13 protein-coding genes and 1 tRNA gene are annotated in these 11,683 nt (G+C 70.1%); 8 read left to right on the top strand and 6 right to left on the bottom strand.

Features of this window, described 5'->3' with window-relative positions:
* The 5 genes from HW577_RS12365 to HW577_RS12345 all read right to left on the bottom strand — a co-directional run.
* Positions 1-366: biotin/lipoyl-containing protein (locus HW577_RS12365; protein ID WP_332837657.1), on the bottom strand; the 366-nt coding region annotated here is incomplete at its 3' end.
* Positions 363-1,361, bottom strand: a complete 999-nt coding sequence (locus HW577_RS12360; RefSeq protein WP_198376438.1) for an alpha-ketoacid dehydrogenase subunit beta — start codon at positions 1,359-1,361, stop codon at positions 363-365. The genes HW577_RS12365 and HW577_RS12360, both read right to left, overlap by 4 nt.
* Positions 1,358-2,344 (bottom strand): pyruvate dehydrogenase (acetyl-transferring) E1 component subunit alpha, encoded by a 987-nt coding sequence (pdhA, locus tag HW577_RS12355; protein WP_198376437.1) that lies wholly within the window; start codon positions 2,342-2,344, stop codon positions 1,358-1,360. The genes HW577_RS12360 and pdhA overlap by 4 nt, the downstream gene beginning before the upstream one ends.
* Complete coding sequence (gene acsA, locus HW577_RS12350; RefSeq protein WP_198376436.1) at positions 2,341-4,149, bottom strand: acetate--CoA ligase; 1,809 nt, start codon at positions 4,147-4,149, stop codon at positions 2,341-2,343. The genes pdhA and acsA overlap by 4 nt, the downstream gene beginning before the upstream one ends.
* A gap of 146 nt (positions 4,150-4,295) precedes the next feature.
* A complete protein-coding gene (locus HW577_RS12345) occupies positions 4,296-4,829 on the bottom strand; it encodes a flavin reductase family protein (protein ID WP_198376435.1) in 534 nt (177 codons plus the stop codon).
* Positions 4,830-5,092: 263 nt separating this feature from the next.
* Between HW577_RS12345 and hflX the strand changes: the two genes are divergently transcribed.
* The 4 genes from hflX (at position 5,093) to HW577_RS26895 (ending at position 7,407) form a co-directional block, all read left to right on the top strand.
* Entirely contained in the window at positions 5,093-6,445 is a 1,353-nt protein-coding gene (gene hflX / locus HW577_RS12340; protein WP_198376439.1) for a GTPase HflX, read from the top strand.
* A gap of 140 nt (positions 6,446-6,585) precedes the next feature.
* On the top strand, positions 6,586-6,897 hold the full coding sequence (locus HW577_RS12335; protein ID WP_232474886.1) for a transposase: 312 nt from the start codon (positions 6,586-6,588) through the stop codon (positions 6,895-6,897).
* Positions 6,894-7,241 carry an IS3 family transposase gene (locus tag HW577_RS12330; protein WP_198376433.1) on the top strand — a complete coding sequence of 116 codons (348 nt, stop codon included), beginning with the start codon at positions 6,894-6,896 and terminating at the stop codon, positions 7,239-7,241. The genes HW577_RS12335 and HW577_RS12330 overlap by 4 nt, the downstream gene beginning before the upstream one ends.
* 31 nt (positions 7,242-7,272) lie before the next feature.
* A complete protein-coding gene (locus HW577_RS26895) occupies positions 7,273-7,407 on the top strand; it encodes a hypothetical protein (RefSeq protein WP_269769539.1) in 135 nt (44 codons plus the stop codon).
* A gap of 515 nt (positions 7,408-7,922) precedes the next feature.
* Here HW577_RS26895 and HW577_RS12325 read toward each other — a convergent pair.
* Positions 7,923-8,012 (bottom strand) — tRNA-Ser (locus HW577_RS12325).
* A 331-nt stretch (positions 8,013-8,343) separates the two neighbouring features.
* Between HW577_RS12325 and rplU the strand changes: the two genes are divergently transcribed.
* The 4 genes from rplU to HW577_RS12305 form a co-directional block, all read left to right on the top strand.
* Positions 8,344-8,661, top strand: coding sequence for a 50S ribosomal protein L21 (rplU, locus tag HW577_RS12320; RefSeq protein WP_198376432.1), 318 nt, complete (start codon positions 8,344-8,346; stop codon positions 8,659-8,661).
* Between the two features lie 15 nt (positions 8,662-8,676).
* The gene (gene rpmA, locus HW577_RS12315; RefSeq protein WP_198376431.1) at positions 8,677-8,946 is read left to right on the top strand and encodes a 50S ribosomal protein L27; all 270 of its coding nucleotides are present in this window, start codon (positions 8,677-8,679) and stop codon (positions 8,944-8,946) included.
* 67 nt (positions 8,947-9,013) lie between these two features.
* A complete protein-coding gene (obgE, locus tag HW577_RS12310) occupies positions 9,014-10,018 on the top strand; it encodes a GTPase ObgE (protein WP_198376430.1) in 1,005 nt (334 codons plus the stop codon).
* Between the two features lie 244 nt (positions 10,019-10,262).
* On the top strand, positions 10,263-11,683 hold a 1,421-nt coding region (locus HW577_RS12305; protein ID WP_198376429.1), incomplete at its 3' end, for a DUF1800 family protein.

The following is an 11,683-nucleotide window of genomic DNA, read 5'->3' as shown; positions in this document are numbered from 1 at the left end:
CGCGGCGGGCGTTGCGCGGACGTGGCGCATGCCCGTTGTTGGCGCGGGCGCCAGCGGTGGCGGGACGGGCGGCGGCGCGACGACCGGGGGCGGCCCGATGGGCTTGGCGGGCGCCGGGGCCAGCCTGCCGGCTTCTGCATCTAGCCTTGCGAGCAGCGCGCCGACCGGCACGCTGCTGCCGGGCGCGACGACGAGTTCCCGCACCACGCCCTCCGCGAAGATCTCGATCTCGATGGCGCCCTTCTGCGTCTCGACCACCGCGACGATGTCACCCTGCCGCACGCGGTCGCCCGGTCCAACCTTCCATTCGACCAGCGTGCCGGCCTCCATGTCTGCACCGAGCGAGGGCATGCGGAACTCGCTCACTTGCCGGGCCTCGCTAGCCCTCGCGCAGCGGCGGCGATTGTCTCCGGCTGCGGCAGTGCAGCCTGTTCGAGATGCGCGGCATAGGGGATCGGCACCTCGCGCGAACAGACGCGGCGGATTGGCGCGTCGAGCTCGAAGAAGGCCTCCTCCACGATGCGCATCGCCACTTCGGCGGAGAGCGAGCCGGCGCGCCAGCCTTCGTCCACGATCACCACGCGGCGCGTGCGCGCCACGCTCTGCATGATCGTCGCAGTGTCGAGCGGGCGGAGCACGCGGAGATCCAGCACCTCCGCCTCGATGCCCTCGCCGGCCAATGTCTCCGCCGCGGCCAGCGTCTTGAACAGGCTGCCGCCATAGGTGATCAACGTGACGTCGCGCCCGGGCCGGCGAATGCGCGCCTTCGCGATGTCCACGCCTTCCACGGCCGGATCCAGCTCGCCCTCCGTGTTGTAGAGCATCACGTGCTCGAAGATCAGCACCGGGTTCGGGTCGGCCAGCGCGGCGGCGAGCATATGGCGCGCATCCTCGATGGTCGCGGGCGCCAGAATGCGCAGCCCGGGGATGTGCGCGAACCATCCTTCCAGGCTGTGCGAGTGCTGGGCGGCGAGCTGGCGCCCGGCGCCGGTCGCCATGCGGATCACCAGCGGTACGGCGAACTGCCCGCCCGACATGTGCGGGATGGTGGCCGCAGTGTTCATGATCTGGTCGAGCGCGAGCAGGCTGAAGTTGCAGGTCATCACCTCGACGATCGGGCGCATGCCGGCGATCGCCGCGCCGATGCCCGCGCCGACGAAGGCGCTCTCCGAAAGCGGCGTGTCGCGGATGCGCGCCTCGCCGAGTTCCTCCATCAGCCCCTTGGTCACTGCGTAGCAGCCGCCGTAGCGACCGACATCCTCGCCCATGAGGAAGACGCGGGGATCGGCCTGGATCGCCGCGCGGATCGCCTGGCGGCAGGCCTCGCGGTAGGTGAGACGGGGCTGCGCGGCGGCACTCATAGCGGCACCTCGTCCATGGTCACGAAGCGATCCAGCTCCTCGACCGGCTCCAACGTGCCGGCCTCGGCGAAGGCGACGGCGGCGGCGACCTCCTCGTCCACCTCCGCTTCGATCCGCTCAAGGTCGGCGGGATGCAGGTGGCCAGCCTTCTCGAGCCAGTCGCGCAGACGCAGGATCGGATCCTTCGCGCGCCACGCCTCGATCTCCTCCTTCGAGCGGTAGAGCTGCGCGTCGAACATCGAATGCGCACGGAACCGGTAGGTGCGGCATTCCAGTAGGTATGGCGCCCCGTCGTCGCGGATGCGTTCCACCGCGCGACGGGCGGCGACCTCCACCGCCACCGGGTCCATGCCGTCCACCGCCTCGCCGCCCATGCGGTAGCCGGCCGCCTTGTGCCAGATGGCGGTCTCCGCCTCCGCGATCCCGACCGGTGTGCCCATCGAGTAGAGGTTGTTTTCGCAGACGAAGAGCACCGGCAACCGCCAGAGGGCAGCGAGGTTCATGCTTTCGTGGAACTCGCCTTCGTCGGCCGCGCCCTCGCCGAAGAAACAGGCCGTCACCGTCTTGCGGCCCTGCATGCGGTCGGCCAGCGCGACGCCGAGTGCCAGCGGCATTCCGGCGCCCACGATGGCATTGCCGCCGAGGAAACGCCGGCTGCGGTCGAAGATGTGCATCGAGCCGCCGCGCCCGCGGCAGCAACCCTCCAGCTTGCCGAACATCTCGGCCATCAGCGGACCCATCGGAACGCCGCGGGCAATCGCCTGACCGTGCTCGCGATAGGTGCCGATGATCGCGTCCTGCGGCCCGAGCGCCTGCATCACCCCGACCGAGACAGCTTCCTGCCCGTCATACAGGTGCAGGAAGCCGCGGATCTTCTGCGCCTGATACAGTTCCGCGCATTTTCCCTCGAAGCGGCGAATCCGCAGCATCTCCCGCAGCAGATGCAGGCCGTGCGCGCGGTCGAGATGGACCTTCGTGGTCATCGCTCGTCGCTCTCAAGGGTGGAGATGTCGCCCTCCGGCAGGCCGAGTTCGCGCGCCTTCAGCAGCCGGCGCATGATCTTGCCGCTACGCGTCTTGGGCAGGTTGGCGCGGAAGTCGATCTCCTTCGGCGCGACCGCCGCGCCGAGACGCTTGCGCGCGTGGCCGAGCAGTTCCCGCCGTATCGTTTCGCCCGCCTCGAAGCCCGGCTTCAGCGCGACGAAGGCCTTGACGATCTCGCCCGCCATCGGATCGGGCTTGCCGATCACGCCGGCCTCCGCCACCGCAGGATGCTCCATCAGGGCGCTCTCGACCTCGAAGGGGCCGATCAGGTGGCCGGACGACTTGATGACGTCGTCGGCGCGGCCGACGAACCAGAAGTAGCCATCCTCGTCACGCATCGCGAGATCGCCCGTCAGGTACCACTCGCCCACAAAGCACTTGGCGTAGCGCACCTCCTCCTTGAGGTAGCCGCGCATCATCGAGGGCCAGCCTGCCTTCAGTGCCAGCTCGCCTTCCTGCATCGGCCCGCTCACCTCGCGGACGCCGCCGGTTTCGTCGCGGCGCAGGATGGTCGCGCTGATGCCTGGCAGCGGCCGACCCATCGAGCCGGGCTTCACGTCCATCGCCGCGTAGTTGGCGATCATGATTCCACCCGTCTCGGTCTGCCACCAATTGTCGTGGAAGGGCATGCCGAAGGCCTCGACGCCCCACAGCACCGCCTCGGGATTGAGCGGCTCACCCACGCTGGCCATGAAGCGCAGCGCCGATAGGTCGCGGCCGGCCAGCGCGGCGCTGCCGAGCTTCATCATCATCCGGATCGCGGTCGGCGCCGTGTACCAGACGCTGACCCGCTCGCGTTCGAGGATGTCGTACCAACCCTGCGCGTCGAACTCAGCCTCGACCACCAGGTTGGTCACGCCGTTGGTGAAGGGCGCGATGATCCCGTAGCTCGTCCCGGTCACCCAGCCGGGATCCGCGGTGCACCAGAAGACGTCATCCGGATGGAAATCCAGGGCGTAGCACCCAGTGACGTTATGCATCACCACTGCCTCGTGCACATGGACCGCACCCTTGGGCCGGCCGGTCGTGCCGCTGGTGAAGTGCAGCAGCGCCATGTCCTCGGGCTCGGTCCGCGGGATGACGAACTCCGTACTCGCATCCTGCATGAGCCGCTGCCAGTCGAGCGTATCGCGCACCGCAGTTGCGGCGCCGGCCTCGCCGACCAGCACCACGTGCCGCAGCCGCGGCAGCCGGGGGCGAAGCGCCTCCACCTTGCGGCGATAGAGCGCCTCGGTCGTGACCAGCGCATCGGCCTCGCCGATCTCGAGCCGCATGGCGATGGGCTCCGGCCCGAAGGCTGAGAAGAGCGGGCAGACCACGCAGCGCGCCTTCAGCGCGCCCAGCACCGCGAGGTAGAGCTCGGGGATGCGCCCGGCCAGCACGAAGACCCGCGCGCCGGGCCCGAGGCCCAGTCCCTGCAGCGCGTTGGCGACGCGGCTGGTCTCGTCGTGCAGCTCGCGCCAAGTGAAGGCGCGCTCCCCGGCGCGCCCGATCCAGCGCAGCGCCGCGCGGTCGGCGCGGGGACCCGCGGCATGGCGGTCGACCGCCTCATGCGCGATGTTGAGGCCGCGCCCGTCCGGCAGCCCGTCGAGTAGCGCGCGCGCGCCTGCCCAGCTGAAGTCCCGGCAGGCGGCGTCGTAGTCCGTGAGATTTGGCGGGACGCGCGGAGTGGCGGATTTCGGGATCCGGGCATGCCCGCCGACCGGCGCCGTGAGACCGAGCCGCGAAGGCACAGGCGGATTCATGGCTCCTGCTTCCTCCCCTCGATACCTTGCAGCTTCGCCGCACCGGCAGGACGCAGCCATGACGCAGATCAAGCGCGTCGGCGCCTGGGTTGGAACCCGCGTTACGTCTTCGGCGCTGGTGCCGGCGCGGATCGGGCGCGGACGCCTCAGCGCGCCCGCGATGTCAGCCGGATGCGCTCGTCGGCGACGGCGAAGCGGCCGCAGCCTTCGTGATGCAGGGTACGGGGTGCGCGCACACCTGGCTCGCGCCAGGCATGGATCACCTCCAGGACGAACATATTGTAGCGATCCCCCCATCGCGTGTCGGCGATACGGCATTCGAGGTTGGCGAAGCACTTGGCGACCAATGGCGCGGCGACGTGTCGCGCCGGCAACGGCGTCAGGCCGAAGGCGGCGAACTTGTCCGTGGCGCGGCCCGAGCAGTTGCCGATGGCAGCCACTTGCCGGCCGAGATGCGCCTCCGGGATCGCGAGGACGCATTCGCGGGTGGGGCGCAGCGTCTCGAAACTGAGTTGCCGGCCGCTGACGATGCAGCCGACCAGAGGTGGCTCGAATTCGATCATCATGTGCCAGGACAGTGCCATCACGTTGTGCCGCCCGCGTAGCGACGTCGTCAGCAGTACGACCGACCCCGGCTTGAGCAGTTGGTACACGCGGGAGAGCGGGAAACGGCGCGGCATGCTTGCGCCAGGTCGGGCCGAACAAGGAAGGTGCTCACGGATCATACAGCGTCTACAAGGCCGAACGCTGACCCGCGCCAGAGGCGCACCTCACGCCGCCGGTCGCACCCCGCGGGCGGCGGCGATACGGTCATCTCGGAGCATATCCGGGCGTCCCTCAGCCGTGCGCCTTCATGTGAGTGGAACTCGATCAAACACTCGGGCGGCGGAGGATCGATGATGACGATTCAAGGCTTCGGCGCGATCCGTGCTACTTCGCCGCCATGGAGACCAAACCGCCCATTCCCCGAGCAGTCCTAGTCGGCATCCAGACACCGGAGGTCGATGATATCGCGCACGCGGCCAGCCTCGAGGAGCTGGCCCGCCTGGTGAAGACGCTCGGCTACGAGGTTGTGGGTTCTGTGTCGCAGCGGCGCGAAGGCACCGGCGCCGGGTCGCTGCTGGGCAGTGGCAAGTTGGCGGAACTGGCGGCACTCACGGGCGGCACCGGCATCGTTGGCTCGATGGCACCGCCGCCGAGATCCAAGGCCCGGCAGCGCTTCGACGGCGCCATCGAAGCGACCGCTAAGGTGGAACCGGAAGCCGATACCAGCCGCAAGCCCGATTTCGTGATCGTCGACCACGAGCTCTCGCCAAGTCAGATTCGCAATCTGGAACGGGCGACCGGCGCCGAGGTGCTCGACCGCACAGGCGTCATCGTCGAGATTTTCCACCGCCACGCCAACACACGCGAGGCGAAGCTGCAAGTGGAGATGGCGCGGCTGAAATACGTCGCACCCCGGCTGCGCGAATCCGCCGGCGGTGGCGGGCGGCAGCAGGGGCCTGGTGCCGGCGAGACCACACTCGATCTCGACCGCCGCAAGATCCGCGACCGCATCTCCGAGTTGAAGGCTCAGCTGGAGGCGGTGCAGCGCGACAGCGACAACCGTCGCACCGGACGGCGTGATCAGCTGCGCGTCGCGCTGGTCGGCTACACCAATGCGGGCAAATCCTCCCTGATGCGGGCACTGACTGGCAGCCAGGTGCTGGTGGAGGACAAGCTGTTCGCCACCCTCGATACCACCGTCCGCATCCTGCAGCCCGAGACGCGGCCCCGCGTGCTGGTCTCCGACACGGTCGGCTTCATCAAGCAGCTGCCACACGACCTGGTCGCGTCCTTCCGCTCCACCCTGGCGGAGGCGCTGGAAGCCTCGCTGCTGTTGTTCGTGGTCGACGCGTCGGATCCGACCTACGAGGCGCAGCTGGAGGTCAGCCGAAGCGTGTTGCGGGACATAGGCGCCGATGCCGTGCCATCGCGCCTCGTGCTGAACAAGATGGACCGGGTGGATGCCGCCCGGCGCGCTGCGCTGGCCGAGAAGCACCCGGACGCGATCATGCTATCCGCCCATGCGCCAGCGGATGTGAGCGCGCTGCGGGACACCATCATCGCCTTCTTCGAGGCGGCGATGGTCGAGGACGTGCTGCTGCTGCCCTACGCGAAGCAGGGGCTGATCGGCGAAGTGTACGACAGCGCGCGGGTGCTGTCGGAGGAGTACGACGAAACCGGCCGAGTGCTGAAGGTCCGCGGCCTGCCGGGCGCCATCACGCGGTTGCGGCGGAGCCTTGCCGCTCACTGAGCCGTGGCCAACGTGTTCCCCGCTGACGGGCCGATGATCAAACCCGGCTAAACGCGCTCACACATTTCCTGCGCTTGGCGGACACCTGGAGTTGACCCGGTTTCGTGGACACCCCGAGGCTTGAGACGGAGGTGTCGGAGATGCCGAAATTCAGGGTGCCCTACCCGCCGGAGTTCCGGCGGCAGATGGTGGAATTGGTCCGATCAGGGCGAACGCCGGAGGAGCTTTCCCGCGAGTTCGAGCTGACGGCGCAGTCGATCTGGAACTGGGTTCGACAGGCCGAGCGCGATGACGGCACCCGCAAGGACGGCGGCGTGACCACCCAGGACCTCGAGGAGCTGTCGAAGCTTCGGCGTGAGAACCATCGCCTGCGCCAGGAGCGCGACATCTTGGCAAAGGCGGCGGCCTGGTTCGCGCGGGAAAGGACCCCGAGCGGGTCTTCGAATTCATGAGCGCGCACCAGGCCGAATTCCCGATCGCCACCATCGCCCGCGTGCTGGGCGTCTCGGTGTCCGGCTTCGATGCATGGCGTAGCCGCCCAGCCTCGGCCCATGATACTGCCGATGCGGCGCTGCTGCGCCGGATCCGCACCGTGCATGCCGCCTCGCACGACACCCATGGCGCTCCCCGGGTTCACGCCGAGCTGCAGGCGGAGGGCACGGCCGTGGCCCGCAAGCGGGTGGCGCGGCTGATTCGCGAGGCGGGGCTGCGCGGCGTCTCTCTCGGCGTCGCTTCCCGACGACCACGTGGCGCGAGCCGAGCCACCGGCCCGCCAACGACCTCGCGTCGGCCGTGACTTCCGGGCCGCTGGCCCGAACAGGCTGTGGGTGGCGGACATCACCTACGTGCCGACCGCGGCGGGCTTCCTGTTCCTCGCGATCGTGCTCGATGCCTGGTTGCGCCGGATCGTCGGGTGGGTATGGCGACCGACCTGCGCACGCGCCTGGTGCTGGACGCGCTAGACATGGCGGTGACAACGAGGAAGCCCGCCGACGTGGTGCAGCACTCGTGACCTGAGCCCCGAGACCTCGTCCGGAAATGGCTAGAGTCCGGCCCAACGGAGGGACGGACGGATGAAGCGTTCAAGGTTCAGTGAACGGCGGATCATCACGATCGTGCGTGAGCAGGAGGCACCGCCGCCCTCGGAACTAAGTTCGCGCAGCGGTATGGGCGCAACTCTGAGCGCCGGCCCTGAGAGACTTTGCGGCGCAGCAAGGTGCTGCCCGCAGCGTCGCACGTTTGCGGGGTGCCCCTGCAATGCTCACGCGTCAGAATGGCGCGCTAGCAGGGGACGGGCCGGCGAGACGGCTTCACGCATCTATGGCCGAGCGCGACGGGTGTCGGCGCCCGGCGCAGCTTGTGCGAGCCAGTCTGCCCGAGTGCAGCCCTAGCCGGCGCCGCAATGGAGGTAAAAATGGGGGTTAGAAAAACCGCGGTCTGATTATTCGCTGATAAATCAACGATCTGCGAGGAAAGCTGGCGGAGAGGGTGGGATTCGAACCCACGGTACAGTTACCCGTACTTCGGTTTTCGAGACCGACCCGTTCGACCGCTCCGGCACCTCTCCGTATGCGCGTGGCCTGCGCCGCGCGCGCCCCGGTCGATGGGGAGGCGGCGATATACAGACCCGCCGCCCGCCGCGCAACGCCCGCCGCGTCCGGCCCGACGCCCAGGACCGGCCGTACGCCCCCCGGCACGCGGCCAGGTGCGCATCAAGGGACCGCGACTGCGCCGCCTCCGAAGCCACGCCCTCGCCCGTTGACGGGCAACCCGCCCCGGCGCTATACGCCCCGCTCCCAACGGCGGCACCCGTGTGCCGCCGGCGGTCGTTTTCGGGCCCAGAACCCGGCAAAGCGCCGCAATCCAGGCCGACTGACACACGAGTTCCGGGGCGACCCATGACCTATGCAGTGATCCGCACCGGCGGCAAGCAGTACCGCGTCACCCCTGACGCACTGCTGATCGTCGAAAAGCTTGAGGCCGAGCCCGGCTCGACCGTCACCTTCCACGACGTGCTCCTGGTGGGCAGCGAGGCCGGCCTGTCCGTCGGCGCGCCGACCGTCCCGGGAGCGTCCGTGACCGCGACCGTCGTCGACCAGACGCGCGGCGACAAGGTCCTGATCTTCAAGAAGCGCCGCCGCCAGAACAGCCGGCGCAAGAACGGCCACCGCCAGCACCAGACGGTGCTGAAGATCGCCGCCATCACCGCGGCATAACAGGAGCACCATCCCATGGCGCACAAAAAGGCAGGCGGCTCGTCCCGCAACGGCCGCGATTCCGCGGGCAAGCGTCTCGGCGTGAAGCTCTTCGGCGGGCAGACGGTTGCCGCCGGTTCCATCATCGTGACCCAGCGCGGCACGAAGATGATCCCGGGCACGAATGTCTACGCCGGCCGCCAGCACAGCCTGCACGCGTCGGTCTCCGGCCGCGTGAAGTTCGTCCGCAAGGCCGAGGGCCGCGTCCACGTGACGGTGGAGCCCGAGGCGCTGGCCGCCGAGTAACCGACGCACGCCAGGCGTCGTTGCAGCGGGGGCCGCGAGGCCCCCGTTCGCGTTTCAGGACCCCGAGATGAAGTTCCTCGACGAGGCCAAGGTCTATGTGAAGGCGGGCGACGGCGGCGACGGCGTCGTTGCCTTCCGGCGCGAGAAGTTCATCGAATTCGGCGGGCCGGACGGGGGCAATGGCGGCAAGGGCGGCGACGTGGTCGCCGAAGCGGTCGAGGGCCTCAACACCCTGATCGACTTCCGCTACGCGCAGCACTTCAAGGCGCGCAAGGGCGGCAACGGCGCGGGCGCGGACCGCACCGGCGCGGGATCCGACGACGTCGTGCTGAAGGTCCCCGTGGGCACCCAGATCCTGGCCGAGGACCGGGAGACGCTGCTGGCCGACCTCGACGCGCCCGGCAAGCGCGTCATCATCGCCAGGGGCGGCGATGGCGGCTTCGGCAACGCCAACTACAAGACGAGCACGAACCGCGCCCCGCGCCGCGCCGACAAGGGCTGGCCGGGGGAGGAACGCTGGCTCTGGCTGCGCCTGAAGCTCATCGCCGATGCCGGCCTGGTCGGGCTGCCCAATGCCGGCAAGTCCACCTTCCTCGCCGCCGTCTCCGCCGCGAAGCCCAAGATCGCCGACTATCCCTTCACCACGCTCCATCCACAGCTCGGCGTGGTGCGGCTCAACGCGACGGAGGAATTCGTCCTGGCCGACATCCCAGGCCTGATCGAGGGCGCGCATGAAGGCGCGGGCCTCGGCGATCGCTTCCTCGGCCATGTCGAGCGCTGCGCGGTGCTGCTGCACCTGATCGACGGCACCCAGGCGGATCCGGCCGACGCGTACCGCACCATCCGGCACGAGCTTGCGGGCTACGGCCATGGGCTGACCGACAAGCCCGAGATCGTCGCGCTCAACAAGGCGGACGCCATGACGCCGCAGGCGCGGGCGTCCCGCGTGAAGGCGCTCGAACGCGCCTGCGGGCGGCGCGTCCTGCTGATCAGCGGCGCGACGGGGGATGGCGTGCCGCAAGCGCTCCGCGCACTGGCCGATACGATCGCGGCGCATCGCCGCGGGGACTGACCCGCACCTTCGCAATCGGCGCCGGCGTCCAGCGGGCGGGCCGCGTCACTTTCGCTCCGCATCGCCCCGAAGCCTCGCGGCGCGTGGGCCACCTGCCGTGGCGCGCTACCGGAGACCCGCCGCTCGCCCTTGGCGGGTCGCGCCGCCCGCCCCGCTGCGCCGGCCTGAAGCGGGATCAGCGCACATCCCCGCTGCACAACGTGGCCGTAGCGCCGCCAGGGCGCCGCGCGCTACATTGTTCCACATGTCGACCGACCCCATGGGCGAGGAGGCGGCCCGCCGCCTGCTGAACCGCGCCGCCTACGGCCCACGGCCGGGGGAGGTCTCGACGGTTGCGCGCCTGGCGCGCCGCGACTGGATCGAAGCGCAACTCGCGACACCCCCGGGCGACGCCGCGCTCGACGCCCATCTCGCGCGCGTGACGCTGCCCATCCGCTACGTGGCCGGCCCGGGCGAGCAATTCGTCGAGGAGGAACGCCCCCTCGCCGCGCTGGCCATGACCCAGGCGCAGCGCTGGGCGCTGGGGGACACTCGCCGCCCCATCCCGTGGCCGGAGCGCGAACGCCCGCGCCTCGAGCTCATCGCGGCGACCATCGCGCGCAAGGTGCTCGCCCCGGACCAGCTGCGGGAGAGGATGGTCGAGTTCTGGCACGACCATTTCTCCGTCGCCGCGCCCGCCTCGATCCAGGTCTCGGTCTGCCTGCCGGAGCATGACGCGCGCATCCGCCGCCACGCCCTGGGCAATTTCTCCGAGCTGCTGGAGGCGATGGCGACGAGCCCGGCCATGCTCGTCTACCTCAACAACCGTTCCTCCCGCGCCGGCGCGCCGAACGAGAACTTCGCCCGCGAGCTGATGGAACTGCACACGCTCGGCGCAGCGGCCTACCACCCGCAGGCGCGCGGCTGGCGCGATGTGCCCGGTGCGGCGGAAGGCCGCCCCGCCGGCTACCACGACGGCGATGTCTGGGAAGCCGCGCGGGCCTTCACCGGGTGGACGCTCGCGGCCGGGCAGCGCGTGGACGCGGCGCAGGTTCTGCCGCCCTCCGGCGCCTTCGCCTATGTCGAACGCTGGCACGACGGCTACCAGAAGCGCGTGCTCGCGCGGGAACTGCCACCCTTCGCGCCGGCCATGGCGCATGGCCAGGCGGTGCTCGCCGCCTGCGCCGCCCATCCTGCCACCGCGCGCCATCTCGCCACGAAGCTCGCGCGCTTCCTGGTGGGGGAGGCACCGCCGCCCGCGGCGATCGCACGCGCGGACGCAGCCCTGCTCCGCCATCGCGAAGCGCCCGACCAGATCGCGCGCGCCGTCGCCGCATTGCTCGACGGGCCGGAGACGACGGACACGGCGCTCGGCCGGACGCGCCGCCCGCTCGACGCGGTGGCTGCGGCCGCGCGCGGCCTCGCCATCCCGATCCTGCCGAAGCAGTCGCTCTTCGAGGAGATGGGCCGCGCCGGCCAGGCGCTCTTCGCCTGGCCAGCGCCGGACGGGCAGCCGGTCGATGCGGCGCCCTATCTAGGTGCCGGGGCGCTGCGCGCGCGCTGGACGCTGCTGCTCGGCCTCGCGCAGGATTGGTGGCGCACGGGCGGATCGCCCCTTGCGGACGCCCTGGTCGGCCAGCCCGCGCTGCGCGCCGCGCGAACCCTCGCCGCGCCGCTGCTCGGCCC

Origin of the sequence: Neoroseomonas rubea, assembly GCF_016106015.1 — a bacterium.
GTDB lineage: Bacteria > Pseudomonadota > Alphaproteobacteria > Acetobacterales > Acetobacteraceae > Neoroseomonas > Neoroseomonas rubea.
The sequence above is the reverse complement of the archived record's forward strand: the minus strand, read 5'-3'. Positions and strand labels throughout refer to the sequence as shown.